The following is a 15,958-nucleotide window of genomic DNA, read 5'->3' as shown; positions in this document are numbered from 1 at the left end:
GTGTATTCTTGCGCCATCGCATCAACCCATCACATGAATGCCGACATTGATTTCCGTCTCGCCCGCAAGGCAAGCCCGCACGCGACATCGGCGCCGCCGCCCAGCGGCCTCGGCGGCATCGCTGGCGGCCCAAGTCATGCCGTTCCTGGCATCGGGCGGACTGGCCACCCTTGTTCACTGGGCCTGGATGGGCATGCTGGTCTGGGCAGGCCTGGCGCCAGTCCTGGCTACCACCGCCGGTGCGCTGGCGGGCGCCATCGTCAACTACCTGCTCCAGTTTTACTGGACCTTCAAGGGAAATAGCCGCCACGGCAGGGCCGTCCCGGCCTATATCCGCACGGTGATCCTGGGCTGCTGCGCCAATGCGGCGCTTTTCTATTTTCTAAATTCGATTGCTCATGCAGGCCCAACGATGGCGCAACTTTGCGCCACCTTGGCGGTCGCGGCCATGAATTTCATTCTTTACAAAAAGGTTGTGTTCCATGAACGCATTAGTCGAAAACTGGCGCCTTGAACCCCAGAGGGACCGGCAAGCCGAACTCTCGGTTGTGATCCCCCTATACAACGAGCATGAGGTGATCACGCTGATGCATGCGCGTTTAACCGCGGTGCTTGCCGGCCTGGACATGCCTTACGAGCTGGTCCTGGTCGATGATGGCAGCCGCGACGGCACCCCCAATACGATGCACCAACTGGCCCAGGCGGACCCTTCTGTGACGGCCGTCTTTCTAAGCCGGAACTTCGGCAAAGAGGCGGCGCTGACCGCCGGCCTGGCGCATGCCGCAGGAGAGGCGGTCATTATTATGGATGCCGACTTGCAGGACCCGCCGGAACTCATCCCGCACATGCTGCGCGCATGGAAAGACGGCGCGGACGTCGTCTGCATGCGCCGCCGCTCACGCGCAGGGGAAAGCTGGTTCAAGCGGTACAGCGCCCATGGCTTCTACCGGCTGCTCAACGCCATCAGCGATGTAGACATTCCCGCCGATACCGGCGACTTCCGCCTGCTCAGCCGCAAGGCCGTCGATGCGCTGAACCGCTTGAACGAACGCAACCGCTACATGAAGGGCTTGTTCGCCTGGATAGGCCTGCCCACGACCGTCATTGAATATGACCGCAAACCGCGGGCGGCAGGCGTCACTAAATGGGATTACCTGAGCCTGTTCAATCTTGCATTCGAAGGCATTACTTCTTTCTCGACGGCTCCGCTACGCCTGGCGATGGCGGGAGGCCTTCTGACCGCGTTTTTCGGGGTTCTGTTCACCCTGTGGATCGTGGCCAAGGCGCTTGTACTGGGAGACCCTGTGCAGGGCTATCCCTCGCTCATCTGCATGATCACGATCCTGGGCGGCGTCCAGTTGCTGTCCATTGGACTGTTGGGTGAATACGTCGGCAAAACCTATTACGAAACCAAGCAGCGCCCCGTGTACTTGGTGCGCCAAGTGGTAAGCCAAGGGAGAACAGCCAGCCCGACGGCCAACGCCCATGCTGGAACCGCAACGGCGGCCAACGAGCCCTATGCAAGCTATAAGTAAAGGCGCGCGGCGCGCACTGTGGGCCGTGCTATTGTTGCCGCTTGTCTCGATGATGGTCGTTCCTTTCTACGACACCAGCGAGCCCCGCTACGCGGAGATTGCCCGCATCATGGCGCAATCGGGCGACTGGATAACGCCCTGGTTCGAGCCGGGCCTGCCTTTCTGGGGCAAGCCGCCCCTTTCCTTCTGGGCGCAGGCGCTGTCCATGAAGCTATTCGGCTACACCGAGTTCGGGGCGCGCCTGCCCTCCTGGATCTGCCTGCTTTTATCCAACGGCATACTCATAGCAGGCTTGCGATCATTGCAAGGGCCGCGCGCTGCCCTGATTGCGGCCATTATCTATAGCACCTGCGCGCTCAGCTACATCAGTTCGGGCGCTGTACTTACCGACCCCTTCCTGACGCTCGGCACGACGCTGTCCTTGATCTCGTTCGCCATGGCGGCACACCGCCGAAATGAATGCATAAACGGGACCGGCAATCAGGGCGGGGCATCAGCCGGCACGCCGCCAGCACAGGGCGCCTGGTGGTGGCGATACGGCTTTTTCCTGGGCCTGGCCATTGGCCTATTGGCCAAAGGGCCGTTGGCCGCGGTACTGATCCTGGCCCCGCCGGCCGTCTGGTCTGTCCTGAATCGAAAGACGGCCTGTCTGCCCGCGGCATTGCCTTGGGCCAAAGGCCTGGCCTTGACGGCCGCGTTGACCCTGCCTTGGTATGCCATGGCGGAAATCAAGACGCCGGGCTTCCTGGACTACTTCATTGCGGGGGAGCATTTCCGGCGCTTCCTGGACCCGGGCTGGAGCGGAGACCTGTATGGAACGGCCCATAGGCAGGCCTACGGAACCATATGGCTCTACTGGCTGCAGGCCTCTTTCCCCTGGGGCATCATCATGCTGGCGGCGGGGTTCGGCGCGCTACGCAGTACCCGTCTTCGCTCAACAATACGCGCTGCCCGCAAAGACCCCTTGTTCTCATATTGGCTCACGGGCGCGCTATTCACACCCTTATTCTTTACCTTCTCGGCCAATATCCTGTGGACCTATCTGCTGCCTTCCCTGGCCGGCTTGAGTGTCATCGTCGCGATGCTGGCGGAACAGGCAGGCAAGCAAGCCGTCCTGTCCAGGCGCGTGCTGTTCAGCGCCGCCGGGATAGTGCCCCTGGCGGCCCTGGTACTGAGCGCGATCGTCTGGGTCAACCCGGACATGCGCAATACTGAACGAAGCCTGATCCGCTACGCGGCGCAGCGCGATGAGCCAGCCCTTCCCTTGTTCTATTATTCCAAGCCGCCCTTCTCTGCACGGTTTTACTCGGCTGGGCAGGTGCGTGAGCTTGAGCAAAGCGAATTACAGCAAGCCATGCAGTGCGGCACGCCGTTCTACTTGGCGGTCCCGAAAGACAAGCAAAAGGAGATTGAAGCGATGGCCGGCAAGCCGCCCCGCAAACTGTACGCCAACAAGCGCTATGTATTGATAAAGATATCGCCGCTTTCGGCATGCGCCATGCAATCTGTGACCCCGAATGCGCAGAAAGCGTTTAAACCAATGCTCCACGCTTTCCTGCCGGACGATAGTCGTGTTACCATCTTGCGCTCGGAAGGTTGGCAGAGTGGTCGAATGCACCGGTCTTGTTAAATCGAGCTTTGATGTGTAAACGCATCAAATGTAAGGAGTCAAATTCGGAGAAGCCCCTGGCGTATGCCGAGGTAACGCCGAGCGAAGCCTGCCCTGGCAGGAACGTGTAGAGACTTGACGGCTCCCACCTACAGTCCAAGGACCATGGTGAAGGCAAAGTCCAGACTATCAAACAGGCGATTTTTTTGCCTGGTAGTGAAAACTATAGTAGTAAGGAAAACCGGCAGGGGTTCACGCCCCTCCAGGGTTCGAATCCCTGACCTTCCGCCAAGAACAAAGACTACCAGGGCATCATACGGCCGCTCAAGGCCCTTGCAGCCCCGCGCACCCATGGCGGAATTGGTAGACGCAAGAGACTTAAAATCTCTCGACCTCTGGTCGTGCCGGTTCGATTCCGGCTGGGTGCACCACACAATCAGATGATGGCCTGTAAGCCCTTGTCAGCGATGACATTGAGCAGCTTGAGGGCTGGCCCCGTGGGATGGGTGTCGCCTTGCTCCCACTTACGCACGGTCGAGGCCGACGTATGCAAATGAAGAGCGAACACAGGCTGGCTGAACTTCAACGCTTCGCGCAGACGCTTGATGTCGGCAGCGCTGAACTCCCGCACCGGCGGCGGGCAGATCGCGTCGAACTCGCGCATCGTTACCTTGCTGATCGCTCCAGCTTTGTGGAGCGCGGCCAGGTCACCACGCAGGGATTCAATGATCTTGCTCACAATACACCTCCAATAACACACCAGACTGCAACGCCTTCGACAAAGCCTTTGCGGACAGCTCCAGAAACACTTTGCCAGCGAATTGCAGCGCCTTCTTCTCGTCCTGCGTGATGTTTGCCCTGTCACTCTTGGGGAACCCATGCAGGAACACATAGCGGCTACCCATCCTGGCCGACAGCAGCGTGCGGTAGCCTCCGCTCTTGCCTCTGCCGGGGCGGGCAACCCGCTTCTTGTAGAGGAAGCCACCCAAGTCCGCATCAATCAGGCCGCTTTCCATCTCTTGAACCGCTTTGCACAACGCGGCATCAGGCAGTTTTTCGCTTGCTTGCCAGCGCGCGAAGTCCTTTCGCTTGAGCACACGCGTCATCTTCACCTCCAAACTATACCCGAAACGGGTACATTTTTCCAACTACCAGCGTGATGCACGAGTGTGGATTAGAGTTACCGGCGCAGAACCCATTCTCTGACTTAAAATCTCTCGACCTCTGGTCGTGCCGGTTCGATTCCGGCTGGGTGCACCACACGATACATGTTATCGTTTTTACATGAAGACCGGAACCTGGATCGCCGTGGGCACCGCTATTGGCGTTGCCATCGGCAGCGCCATGGACAATATTGCGGGCGGCATCGGCATAGGCCTTGCCATCGGGATCGCGCTTGGCCTGGCGCAGCGCTGACGCCTGCGGCCCATACTTCACGCCTCATACTTCACGCCTCATACTTCACGCCTCATGCGTCACGCCCCATAGGCCCCGCCGTGCCTCGCATCCATAAAAATACCCCGGAAGCTGATCATCAACTTCCGGGGTATTGCTTTTTGCCCGGCACAACAGCGGCGGTTTCCCGCCGCCCTGCCGATGGTGGCGCTTACTCTTCAGCCGCTACAGGCGCTTGCGGGCCGCCTTGGGCCTCGATGCCGCCGATCGCCTTCATGGACAAGCGCAAACGGCCCTTGTCGTCGGCTTCGATGACTTTGATGCGCACCGTTTGGCCTACCTTGAGCACGTCATTGATGTTGGCAATGCGGTAGTTGGCGATTTCCGAGATGTGCAGCAAGCCGTCGCGGCCAGGCAGCACTTGGACGATGGCGCCGAAGTCCAGCAAACGCAGGACGGGGCCTTCATATTCCTGGCCCACTTCCACGTCGGCCGTCAGTTCCTTGATGCGGCGCTCGGCTTCGCGCGCCTTGTCGAGGTCGGCGCTGGAAATGGTAATGGTGCCGTCGTCGCCGATGTCGATCTGCGTGCCGGTTTCCTCGGTCAGCGCACGGATGGTCGCCCCGCCCTTGCCGATGACGTCGCGGATTTTCTCGGGATTGATCTTGACGCTGAGCATGCGCGGCGCAAATTCGGACAGCTCGGTGCGCGAACCTTCGATGGCTTCCTTCATCTTGCCCAGGATGTGCAGGCGGCCTTCCTTGGCCTGAGCCAATGCAACCTGCATGATTTCCCGGGTAATGCCCTGGATCTTGATATCCATTTGCAGGGCGGTGATGCCCTGCACGGTACCTGCCACCTTGAAGTCCATGTCGCCCAGGTGATCTTCGTCGCCCAGGATGTCGGTCAGCACGGCGAACTTGCCGCCGTCCTTGATCAGGCCCATGGCCACGCCGGCCACATGGTCCTTGACCGGTACGCCGGCGTCCATCATGGCCAGCGAGCCGCCGCACACCGATGCCATGGAAGACGAGCCATTGGACTCGGTGATTTCCGATACGACGCGGATGGTGTACTGGAAGTCTTGCGCATCCGGCAGGGACGAGATCAGCGAACGCTTGGCCAGGCGGCCGTGGCCGATTTCACGGCGCTTGGGCGAACCGAAGCGGCCGGTTTCGCCGGTGGCGAACGGCGGGAAGTTGTAGTGCAGCATGAAGCGGTCGCGGTGCTCGCCCATGATGGAATCGATGATTTGCTCGTCTTGCTTGGTGCCCAATGTGGCCACGACCAGAGCCTGGGTTTCGCCACGCGTAAACAAGGCGCTGCCGTGCGCGCGCGGCAGCACGCCCAGGCTGACGCTGATGGGGCGCACCGTGCGTGTGTCGCGGCCGTCGATACGCGGCTCGCCATTCAGGATCTGGCCGCGGACAATGTTGGCTTCCAGGTCGAACAGCATGTTTTCGACTTCGACGCTGTCCGGGGCGGATTCACCCTTGGCGGCCGCATGTTCGGCCAGCTTTTCCTTGACGCCGGCATACACTTCGCGCAGCTTGGCGGTACGGGCCTGTTTTTCACGAACCAGGTAAGCGGCCTGCAGCGCTTCTTGAGCGGCCGATGCCACTGCGGTGGCCAGCGCTTCGTTCTTGGGCGCAGGCTGCCAGTCCCATTCGGGCTTGCCGGCTTCGGCGACCAGTTCATGGATGGCGTTGATGGCGGCCTGCATTTGCTCGTGGCCGAACATCACGCCGCCCAGCATGACTTCTTCAGACAGGTTTTGGGCTTCGGATTCCACCATCAGCACAGCGGCTTCGGTGCCGGCAACCACCAGATCCATTTGCGAGGCCTGGATTTGGCTGGAAGTGGGGTTCAGCACATATTGGCCGTCGATGTAACCGACACGCGCGGCGCCAATGGGGCCATTGAAAGGAATGCCGGAAATGGCCAGCGCGGCGGACGCGCCGATCATGGCGGCGATATCGGGATCGATTTCGGGGTTGACCGACACGGTATGCAGAATGACCTGGACTTCGTTGTAGAAGCCTTCAGGAAACAGCGGACGCAGGGGGCGGTCGATCAGGCGCGACGTCAGGATTTCTTTTTCGGAAGGACGGCCTTCGCGCTTGAAGAAACCACCGGGAATGCGCCCCGCAGCGTAGGTCTTTTCAACATAGTCGACGGTCAGGGGGAAGAAGTCCTGGCCGGGCTTGGCGGTCTTGGCGCCAACAACCGTCGCCAATACGACGGTATCGTCAATCGAAACCAGTACGGAGCCCGAGGCCTGGCGAGCAATCTCGCCGGTTTCCAGAACTACCGTGTGCTGACCGTACTGAAACGATTTGCTCACTTTATTAAACATTAGGAGATATCCTTACAATAAAAAAAACCGTGTACACCGCGACGTTGGTCGCAGTGTCCACGGTTGCATCGTGGGGAGCCAGCCCCGGGTATCACTTACGCAGACCGAGCTTTTCGATGAGCGAGCGATACGAATCGGGATTGCGGCCCTTCAGGTAATCTAGCAATTTGCGGCGGCGGCTGACCATGCGCAGCAGGCCACGACGCGAGTGGTGGTCTTTCAGGTGCGTTTTGAAGTGGCCGGTGAGCTCATTGATGCGTGCGGTCAGCAGCGCAACCTGGACTTCAGGAGAGCCGGTATCGCCTTGTGCACGTTGGAATTGTGCAACGATGTCGGATTTTTTGATTTCTGCAACAGACATTATTAAGCCTCTTTGACATGCGACAGAGCCGAGGTGCCCTGACGTGAAATAATTAACAAACTACAATAACCATAAAGGTTTTGCTGCGGGTTTTACATCGGGTTTTACTTTAGGCCAAACCCTGCGCGAACGGCGCGGCCAACCCAAAGAAGTCAGCATTATACCGTAAAGGTGGAAATCATGGACTCTGCACTCACCCGGCTTACCCGGCTCGCCCTGGCCGGCATCGGATTGGGGCTTTTGACGGCCTGTGCCAATATGGCCGATACGCCGCCGGGCACTCCTTTGCATCAGGTCGAGGCCAAATTCGGCCGTCCCAACTTTTCGTGTCCCGGCGAAAACGGCGCCCAGCGCCTGATCTGGACCCAGCAACCCTACGGGCAATACGCCTGGGGCACCCGGGTCAACGAGGCCGGCCTCACCGACCGCATCGAACCCTTGCTGACAGATGAGCACTTCAAGGTGCTGGCCAGCGGCGTCTGGACGCCGGAACAGGTCCGCTGCGAATTCGGCCCCCCGGCCGAAATCACCACGGTCGGCCTGCCCTCTTCGTCCCAGATCGTCTGGAGCTACCGCTACAAGCAAGCCAAGGCCTGGAATTCGCTGATGTATGTGTATTTTGGAAAAACCGGGGAAGCCGTCACGCGCTTTCACCCTGGGCCCGACCCCTTGTTCGAGCGCGACAGCTTTTTTTTTGACTAACCCGCAGCCCTTTTCCGGGCCAGGGCCAGGTTCTTCTGTCAAATGAACAAGGCGCCCAAGGGCGCCTTGTTCGCTCTGGCCGTTTAGACGGCGGCGTTTATGCCGGACGGTCGGGATCGTCCGGCTTGCCGGTTTTCAAAGGCTCATGCCTGTCGGTCAGGCCGCCCAGTTGCGGCGACTGGTAGGTATGGGTTGCACTGAAGGAAGGCTCGGGCGCTTCCTCGTCGCCTTCCGCGCCCGACTGGCGCAGGCGGGTCAGCTCGCGGGCACGGCGCCAGCGCCAGGCCATAATGAACCAGCCCGACAGCCCATACACCACGAACAGGCTGAACAGCACGATGGGCGGATCGCTGGAAACGAAGACAAAGACCCCGACCAGCACCAGAATGACCCAGAATGGCACGCTGCGGCCCAGGGCGAATGTTTTACCGCTATAGAACGGCGCATTGGTCACCATGGCAACACCGGCATACACGGTAAACACAAAGGCCAGCCACGAGATCGTGTGGCTTTCGAACACCAGTTTGTTATCGACCACCAGCCACAGGAAACCGGCCACCAGTGCCGCGGCAGCCGGACTGGGCAGGCCCTGGAAGAAGCGCTTGTCGACCACGCCGATGTTGGTATTGAAACGGGCCAGGCGCAAGGCGGCGCCCACCACATAAATGAAAGCGGCCAGCCAGCCCCAGCGGCCCAGGTCCTGCAAAGCCCATTCGTACATGACCAGCGCCGGCGCAATGCCAAACGAAGTCATGTCGGACAAAGAATCATATTGCTCGCCAAACGCGGACTGCGTGTTGGTCAGGCGCGCCACGCGGCCATCCATGCCGTCGAATACCATCGCCAGGAAGATGGCGATGGCCGCCATCTCGAAACGGCCATTCATTGCCTGCACCACCGCATAGAATCCGGCAAACAGATTCGCCGTGGTAAAGGCGTTGGGCAGCAGATAAATACTGCGTCGGCGGCGGGATTCGTCGGAGGAAAAATTGGGCATGGGCTTACTCGCTTGGGTCGGCGGGCGTATCGGGCAGCTCGGCCAGCACCGTGCTGGTGGCCTGGACCTTATCGCCAATGGCCACGCGCGGACGGGACCCCGGGGGCAGGTACACGTCTACACGCGAACCAAACCGGATGAAACCGTAACGCTGGCCGGCATACAGTTGATCGCCGGGTTTCACATAGCAAAGAATGCGCTTGGCCACCAGGCCGGCAACTTGCACAGCCGTCACGGTATGGCCTTGCGGGGTCAGGATGACCATGGCATTGCGCTCGTTTTCAAGCGACGCTTTATCAAGCGCGGCGTTGAAAAACTGACCGGCAAAATAATTGATGGCCTGAACCGATCCATGAACCGGCGAGCGGTTGGAGTGGACATTGAAAACGTTCATGAACACGCTTATTTTAAGCGCATCACGGTTTGCATAGGTATCGCGGACTTCTTCCACCGCCACGATACGGCCATCGGCGGGCGACAGCACATTCAGGTCGCCATCGGGGGCGACACGGGCGGGGTCGCGGAAAAACTGCAAAACAAAGACCGACAGCAGCCAGAACGGAATGGACGCAAGCCCGGACCAGACACTGACAACGATCGACACCAGCACGATACCGGCCAGGAACGGCCAGCCTTCACGTGCGATAACAGGATGGGGATAAGAAGGTTTATTCATGATAAGACGAAGAATAACCGAAAAAGGCGGGCGTCCGGCAGTAAAAACCGCCTTCGGAAATGCGGCTCAGCCGAAAACGACCAGCGGTTTCCCGGGCCTGGCCGGGTGGGGCATGATACGTACATCCACGCCATACACGGTTTTCAGGTTGCCGGGGGTCAGCACCAGGGCGGGCTCGCCGCAAGCCAGCAGCGTCCCTTGCGATAACAGGGCGATGCGGTCGCTCCACAAGGCCGCCAGGTTCACATCGTGCAAAATCACCAGTACGCCGATACGCGCCGAACGGGCCAGTTCAGACACGGTCTTCAACAGCGTCTGCTGGTGCAGCGGATCAAGGCTGGCGGTGGGCTCGTCAAGCAGCATATAACGGCCCTGCGGATCGTCCTGGCGTTCAGCCAGAATCTGCAGGACGACCCGGGCGAACTGCACGCGCTGCTGCTCGCCCCCCGACAGCTCAAGATAACGCCGCTGGGCCAGGTGGGCGATATCGGCCCGCCGCAAGGCCGTTTGCGTCAGCGCGTCGACCTGGTCCTGCGACAGGGCCGGAAACGGGTAGGCCCCCATGGACACCACTTCCGACACCTGCAGGTCGAAGGCCAACCCCGGCTTTTGCGGCAACACGGTACGGCTGCGCGCCTGCTGCGCGGCATCCAGGCCCGACAGGGCCCGGCCATTCAGCGCCACGGGGTACTCGCCCTGCAAGACCGGCTGCGGCTTGATCTCGCCCGCCAAAGCAGACAGAAACGTCGACTTGCCGGCGCCATTGGCGCCCAGCAGGCTGAGCACCTCGCCAGGCCGCAGTTGCAGCGACACCTGTTGCAGCACGTCGCGGCGGCCGCGCTGCACGCTTAGACGAGTCGCGGAAAACAGGCTAGATTCAGACATATTCGTGCATCATGGGGATCAGGCTGGCGCGCTGCGGCCACGGCTGAGCAGCCAGAAAAAGAACGGCCCCCCGACCAGGCTGGTGATCAGCCCTATGGGCAATTCAGCCGGGCTGACCAGCACGCGCGACAGACAATCGGCCAGCGTCAGCACCAGGGCGCCGGCCACCAGGGACACCGGCAGCAGGTAGCGGTGATGCGCGCCCAGGACCATGCGCACCAGATGCGGCACCACCAGTCCGATAAAGCCGATGCCCCCCGTCACGGCGACCAGGGGGCCTATGATCAGCGCGGTCACGACAATCAAGCGCCGCCGCAGCACCGCAAGCTCGAATCCCAGGTGCGCCGCCTCTCGCTCCCCCAGCAACAGCGCGTTGAGCACACGCCATTGGCTGCATAAGTAAATCAGCAGCAGCGCCGTCCAGGGGCCCAGCCACAGCAGCATGCGCCAATCGGCGCCCGCCAGGCTGCCCATGGTCCAGAAGGTCAGGTCGCGCAATTCGCTGTCGTTGGCCAGATAGGTAAAAATGCCGATGGCGCTGCCTGCAATGGTGTTGATGGCGATGCCGGCCAGCAGCAAACCAGCCACGCCGCGGTAGCGGCGGCCGATGGAGTAAGCCAGGAAGGTGGCCAATAAGCTGCCCGCAAAGGCCGAGGCCGCCACCAGGAAAAAGCCCCCTGCCGTCATCACGATGGCACAGACGGCGCCCAGCGCCGCGCCGGACGATATGCCGACCAGCCCCGGTTCGGCCAGGGGGTTGCGGAACAAGGCCTGCATGGTCACGCCGGTGGCCGCCAGCGCCGCGCCGGCCACAATGCTGAACAGCACTCTGGGCAGGCGGATATGCAGCAACACGTTATGCAATAGCGCATCGTCCGCCGCCAGATCGCCCCAAAGCAAGCCGGGAATACGGCTCCAGGGAATAGGCACGGCGCCGCTTGCACTGGAGGCCAGCGTCGCCACCGCCAGGCAGCACAGCAGCGCAATCAGCACAGGCCTAGGGGCAAGCTTATGGGAACCGGACCCGGCGAGCATGGTTTCGTTTACCTTGCGGCTTCTTTAAGCTGGCGTATGGCCTGGCCCACCCGCGGCCCCATGCCCTGGATCAGCAAATCATCCATGGCGATGATCCGATTGTTCCTAGCCGCCGGCGTGGACGCAATGCCTGCGCTGGACCGCAGCTTGTCCATGCCGCCGCTGGCCTGCAGCGACACTTCGGTGATGATGATCAGTTCGGGCGCCAGCATGGCCAGCCCTTCGGGCGAAATCGGCTTGTAGCCTTTTTGCGCCGATAGCGCATTGACCAGGCCCGCCAATTCAAGCATGGCATCCGCCGTCGTGTCGTGGCCCGCCCCCATCAGGGGGCCCGAGCGGTTCACCAGGACCAGGGCGCGCAGCGGCGCGGACGGCACGCTTTGCGCCGCCGCCACTTCGCTGCGGACTTGACTGGCCAGCTGTTCGCCCGCGGCGGGAACCCGCAGTTCCAGCGCCACCTGCTCAATCCGCTGATACAGCGAGTCCAGCGAGGGCCGGTCGGTGACCGTCTTCACGGTCACCCCCAACCCTTTCAGGCTCTCGAGCGCCTTGGGCGGGCCGGCGTTCTCGGACGCCAGCACCAGATCGGGCGCCTGGGCCACCACCCCTTCGACCGGCACCGCGCGGTAATACCCCACACGGGGCAGTTGCGTCGCCGCTTCCGGATACAGGCTGGAAGCGTCGTCAGCCACCAGCAACGCCCCCTGGCCGAGCGCGTAAACGATCTCGGTCACGCTGCCGCCCAATGAAACCACCCGACCGGGCGCCGGCTGGGCGGCCCATGCCGCAGCGGATGCAAACAGACTGAAAGCAAGCAGCCAGCGTTTCATGGCTACGCGGCCAATGGCACGGGGCAATAGCCGACCAACAGCTCGCGCCAACTGGTTAGCTCGGGCACGCCAGGCTTGCGCGCCCCAAAAAACTGGGCAATCAGATCGCCATTGGCGGCGTAGCATTCCACAGAGGTCACCCAGCCGTCGGCCGTGGGCTTGTTGACCACCCATGCGGAGTCAATCGCGGTGGTATCCAGATGCAGGTTGAAATGCGGCTCAAGCACGTTGAACCATGGCCCTGTGCGCATCAGCTTCTTGATCGGACCGGAATGAATCTGAATCATGCCGCGGTTGCCCACAAAGCACATGAAGGCGATATCGCGTTCGGCCACATCGGTCAGCATGCGTTCCGCCACATCATTGGGCACCTGCTGGGCCAGATCTTCGCCCACATCGCGCAAGGCGGTCAGGCGCGACACATTGTGGCGCTTGAGCAGTTCGTGAAATTCGTGGGTGTCCTTCATGGCCAGCCAGTCTTCGCGAAGCTGCGCGGGCGCCCGGGCAACGGTTTCATCGGCCTTGGGGACGTCGGGCACGGCCTGAGGCCAGACGGGGTCCGGGTCGGTAAACCTGGCCACCAGCGCGTGGTAGGCATCCACATCGCTTTCATCGGTGATGTACACCTTGTGCAGCGCGGCGCCGGCCGCATCGAAAAACTGAATGCTCAGGCGGCCGTCGTCATTCACGGCAAAGGTGAACTTCCAGCTGCTGAAAAACATGCGCAAATCGATGTCCGGCCCCAGCACAATGCCCATGACCCTGCCGGCGCGTATGTCTTCATATTTGCCGTGGCGTTCGTGCACGCACCAGTCGTTGCGGGTCAGCGCCATGACGCGCCCCAGGCTGCCCAGTTCCTTGAAGATGTCCTGGGCCGGCTCCGTCAATCGTACCGGCACAATCTGGCCGCAGCCAGCCGCCACCAATTCCATTTCGCTCACCGACATGTCCTGCGCCAGCGTGCGTATCCGTGCTTTCGGATTTTGTGCTTTGTACCGTGCGTACCGTTCACGCAACGCTTGTGCGTGCTGTTCAAACGAAACGTTCATGATGCTTGCCCTTATGCTTGGATACCTGGAATGATTATACTGACAACAAGATTGATTATCAGTTCGATTAATACTGATAAGTCAGGCTCACGCGGAAGCTGCGCCCCGGCTCAGTGTAGTAATCGATGGGATGCGGATCGCGGCCGGGACGCGGTACATTCAAGGCATTCCAGTATTTCTTGTCAAACGCGTTGTATATGCCGGCCTGCAGGCGCACGCCCTTGACCGCTTGCGGCTTCCACCATGCCGTCAGATCCAGCAGGCCGTAGCCGGGCGCCTGAAAATCAGGCGTGCTGACGTCGGCGGTTGCCTCGGGGTATTCGACATGGGAACGGCGCTTGGCCAGTGTGGTGATGGCTTCGGCGCCCCACTGCTCCGAGCGGTATCCCAGCGCCAAGATGGCCTTGAGCGGCGCCACCGAATTCAGATAGCGGTCGGTGTCCTGGTCTTTACCGCGCGACCACGCCAAAGAACCCCAGGTATACCAGTTGCTGTTGATGTTCCAGTGCCCGCTCAGCTCGGCGCCGTAGATGCGCACGCGCGACCGGTTGGCAAAACCCGTGACGCCCATGGGGTAGACCCCGGCCCAGGCCGGATTCCATTCAGGCGAATCGGGGTTCAAAGGCACTTCTTCTTCAATAAAATCGCGATAGCGATTATCGAACACGCTTAAACGGCCGCCCAGATCGGCCGTGCCCGCATCCATGCCCAGCTCCCAGCCCCGGCTGACTTCGGCTTTCAGGTTTGGGTTGCCCACGCGCAGATAAGTACCGGGCGCGCCATAGTTGGTATACAGCTGGGTTGCACTGGGGGCTTTGTAGCCATATCCGTATTTGGCATAGAAAGAAAGGTCTTCGCGCGGCCGGTAAGCAGCCAGCAGGGACGGCGACAAACGCTGGCCGCTGGTGGATGAAAGCGCGGTGACCCGGGCATTCGGATTGGCGTCATAAGCGCCGCCGGCTTCCGGCGAGAACCGGTAGGCATCGAAGCGCAAGGCAGGCGTCAGGGCATATTTGCCCTCGGCCCACGACATCTCGTTCTGCGCCCATAAAGACCATTGATCCCCGTCCGCCTGGGGAATATCGCTTTGATTGGTATGCAGCAGGTCGCAGCTTCGCGGACCCAGCGGCGGATTGGGCAACAGGAAGTCGGGGCAGTTGTCATATCCGGTGGAACGCTGCTCCAGGCGATTGCCGTACCATTCGCCCCCGACGGCCCAATGATGCTGCAGGCCGCCGGACATCAGGTAGCCCTGCCATTCCGTCAACAGCCCACGCCCGGTTTTCTGAATGCTGTTGCTGCGTCCATAAGGGCCGTACGGATATCCGTAGCCGTATACCTGCCCAACGGGAAACGGGCCGAACATGACCTCGCCGCGCGGGTCGGGCAGCCGTATCGCATGCTGGCTGCCTGCCTGATAGCCGCGCTGCCAGTACAGCTTGACATCCCCCCGGCTGACCGCGGCCTTTTCCTCGATCGACCGGAACTCATAACCCAGCACCGCGCGCTTGCGCGAGGACTCCTTGTCGGTATAGTTGCCGCCCAGGGCGAAGGTGAGGGTTCCCTGCGCATGAAGGCTGTCGACCGTCCCGGTTCGCTTGAACAATTCGCCGCTGGCCGTGACGCGGTGCTCGGCATTGAAGTCGTGCTGCAGCTTGAGCATGACATTGCGCTGTGTGTAGGTTTCCGGGTTGGGCTTGTCGCGCAGCGGACCGTATCCGCCCACGCGCCCTTGGTTGTCCATCTCGTGCCCCTTGCGCTGGCCCGCCTGCACCAACCAACGGGTGCCGCTGTCGCCCAGGCGGCCCGCCAGGGCCGCATCCAGGCCCCAGCTGTCGTCCGCGCTGTCGTACCCGCTTCTGACCAGCGCGCCGAAATCCTGGCCCAGGCCCAATAGATCGTCAGGCGCGAGCGTACGCAAATTCAAATAGCCCACCAGGGATCCCGACTGCGGCGCGCCCGCTGCGCGCACCAGATCGATGCTGGACAGCGTATTGAAGTTGATGGTGTCCAGTCCGCCCTTTTCGTCGCGCGCGCCATCGTTCATCCAGGGGATGCGGATGCCGTCCACGCGCGTTACCACGCGGTCCTGGTCCATGCCCCGGATATTCACGCTCTTGCTGCCGGTGCTGAAGTTGACACCGGGCTCGCCCCGCTTGGCGAAGTCTTCCCAGCTTTCGATGGCGCGCTCATCCAATTGCCGGCGCGTGGTGACCGTGGCGCCTTCCGGCAATTGCGACGCCAGCGTTTGCCCCTGAATTCGCAAAGGGGCCAGTGTCTGTATGGCCTGGCCGCCCGAGCTGGCGGGCTGGCTTTCCGCCACGGCACTGCCCTGCGCGCCTGCCTGGACCGCTGCCGCCGCCAGGAATGCCCCACCCCACCACACTTGCAACTTGGTCATGTTTTTATTGATCCAATGAGTTTCAATCAGAATTAAAAATGATAACCATTTTCATTCTTGTTATCAATGACTGCTACCCAATGTTCAACATGACATGCCGGGCTGCCCAGTACGCATGACAACCCGG

General features: G+C 61.2%; 16 protein-coding genes and 1 tRNA gene. 6 read left to right on the top strand and 11 right to left on the bottom strand.

The features are described from left to right. Positions 1-37: 37 nt before the first annotated feature. From RE432_RS10515 to RE432_RS10500, 4 genes are all read left to right on the top strand, one after another. Positions 38-514 carry a GtrA family protein gene (locus tag RE432_RS10515; RefSeq protein ID WP_310933369.1) on the top strand — a complete coding sequence of 159 codons (477 nt, stop codon included), beginning with the start codon at positions 38-40 and terminating at the stop codon, positions 512-514. After that, entirely contained in the window at positions 483-1,535 is a 1,053-nt protein-coding gene (locus RE432_RS10510) for a glycosyltransferase family 2 protein (protein ID WP_310933368.1), read from the top strand. The genes RE432_RS10515 and RE432_RS10510 overlap by 32 nt, the downstream gene beginning before the upstream one ends. Then, complete coding sequence (locus tag RE432_RS10505; RefSeq protein WP_310933367.1) at positions 1,519-3,165, top strand: glycosyltransferase family 39 protein; 1,647 nt, start codon at positions 1,519-1,521, stop codon at positions 3,163-3,165. Before RE432_RS10510 ends, RE432_RS10505 begins: the two co-directional genes overlap by 17 nt. 324 nt (positions 3,166-3,489) lie before the next feature. Continuing rightward, positions 3,490-3,575 (top strand) — tRNA-Leu (locus RE432_RS10500). Between the two features lie 5 nt (positions 3,576-3,580). Here the strand turns inward: RE432_RS10500 and RE432_RS10495 are convergent. Both RE432_RS10495 and RE432_RS10490 read right to left on the bottom strand, forming a co-directional pair. Continuing rightward, positions 3,581-3,883, bottom strand: a complete 303-nt coding sequence (locus tag RE432_RS10495; protein WP_128353781.1) for a DNA-binding transcriptional regulator — start codon at positions 3,881-3,883, stop codon at positions 3,581-3,583. Next, positions 3,867-4,250 carry a type II toxin-antitoxin system RelE/ParE family toxin gene (locus tag RE432_RS10490; protein WP_310933366.1) on the bottom strand — a complete coding sequence of 128 codons (384 nt, stop codon included), beginning with the start codon at positions 4,248-4,250 and terminating at the stop codon, positions 3,867-3,869. The genes RE432_RS10495 and RE432_RS10490 overlap by 17 nt, the downstream gene beginning before the upstream one ends. A 178-nt stretch (positions 4,251-4,428) precedes the next feature. On the opposite strand from RE432_RS10490, the gene RE432_RS10485 reads away from it, so the two are divergent. Continuing rightward, entirely contained in the window at positions 4,429-4,560 is a 132-nt protein-coding gene (locus RE432_RS10485; protein ID WP_310933365.1) for a hypothetical protein, read from the top strand. A 190-nt stretch (positions 4,561-4,750) separates the two neighbouring features. Here the strand turns inward: RE432_RS10485 and pnp are convergent, their stop codons facing one another. Both pnp and rpsO read right to left on the bottom strand, forming a co-directional pair. Continuing rightward, the gene (gene pnp / locus RE432_RS10480; RefSeq protein WP_310933364.1) at positions 4,751-6,895 is read right to left on the bottom strand and encodes a polyribonucleotide nucleotidyltransferase; all 2,145 of its coding nucleotides are present in this window, start codon (positions 6,893-6,895) and stop codon (positions 4,751-4,753) included. Between the two features lie 91 nt (positions 6,896-6,986). Next, entirely contained in the window at positions 6,987-7,256 is a 270-nt protein-coding gene (rpsO, locus tag RE432_RS10475) for a 30S ribosomal protein S15 (protein ID WP_310933363.1), read from the bottom strand. A 180-nt stretch (positions 7,257-7,436) separates the two neighbouring features. On the opposite strand from rpsO, the gene RE432_RS10470 reads away from it, so the two are divergent. Then, complete coding sequence (locus RE432_RS10470) at positions 7,437-7,958, top strand: hypothetical protein (RefSeq protein WP_310933362.1); 522 nt, start codon at positions 7,437-7,439, stop codon at positions 7,956-7,958. A 97-nt stretch (positions 7,959-8,055) separates the two neighbouring features. Here RE432_RS10470 and pssA read toward each other — a convergent pair whose 3' ends face one another. The 7 genes from pssA to RE432_RS10435 all read right to left on the bottom strand — a co-directional run bounded on the left by pssA (position 8,056) and on the right by RE432_RS10435 (position 15,831). Further along, positions 8,056-8,955 (bottom strand): CDP-diacylglycerol--serine O-phosphatidyltransferase, encoded by a 900-nt coding sequence (gene pssA / locus RE432_RS10465; RefSeq protein WP_310933361.1) that lies wholly within the window; start codon positions 8,953-8,955, stop codon positions 8,056-8,058. A gap of 4 nt (positions 8,956-8,959) precedes the next feature. Beyond that, complete coding sequence (locus RE432_RS10460; RefSeq protein WP_310933360.1) at positions 8,960-9,631, bottom strand: phosphatidylserine decarboxylase; 672 nt, start codon at positions 9,629-9,631, stop codon at positions 8,960-8,962. A 66-nt stretch (positions 9,632-9,697) separates the two neighbouring features. Further along, positions 9,698-10,516 (bottom strand): heme ABC transporter ATP-binding protein, encoded by an 819-nt coding sequence (locus tag RE432_RS10455; RefSeq protein ID WP_310933359.1) that lies wholly within the window; start codon positions 10,514-10,516, stop codon positions 9,698-9,700. A gap of 18 nt (positions 10,517-10,534) precedes the next feature. Continuing rightward, a complete protein-coding gene (locus tag RE432_RS10450; protein WP_310933358.1) occupies positions 10,535-11,551 on the bottom strand; it encodes an iron ABC transporter permease in 1,017 nt (338 codons plus the stop codon). 8 nt (positions 11,552-11,559) lie between these two features. Next, on the bottom strand, positions 11,560-12,381 hold the full coding sequence (locus RE432_RS10445; RefSeq protein WP_310933357.1) for a helical backbone metal receptor: 822 nt from the start codon (positions 12,379-12,381) through the stop codon (positions 11,560-11,562). Between the two features lie 2 nt (positions 12,382-12,383). Then, complete coding sequence (locus tag RE432_RS10440; protein ID WP_310934200.1) at positions 12,384-13,433, bottom strand: ChuX/HutX family heme-like substrate-binding protein; 1,050 nt, start codon at positions 13,431-13,433, stop codon at positions 12,384-12,386. Positions 13,434-13,497: 64 nt separating this feature from the next. Next, on the bottom strand, positions 13,498-15,831 hold the full coding sequence (locus RE432_RS10435) for a TonB-dependent hemoglobin/transferrin/lactoferrin family receptor (protein ID WP_310933356.1): 2,334 nt from the start codon (positions 15,829-15,831) through the stop codon (positions 13,498-13,500). Positions 15,832-15,958: the final 127 nt, after the last annotated feature.

Source organism: Pusillimonas sp. SM2304, assembly GCF_031628915.1.
In the GTDB taxonomy this organism is placed as follows: Bacteria; Pseudomonadota; Gammaproteobacteria; order Burkholderiales; family Burkholderiaceae_B; genus Pusillimonas_C.
Note: the sequence above shows the minus strand (reverse complement) of the source record. Positions and strands in the feature narration are given on the sequence as shown.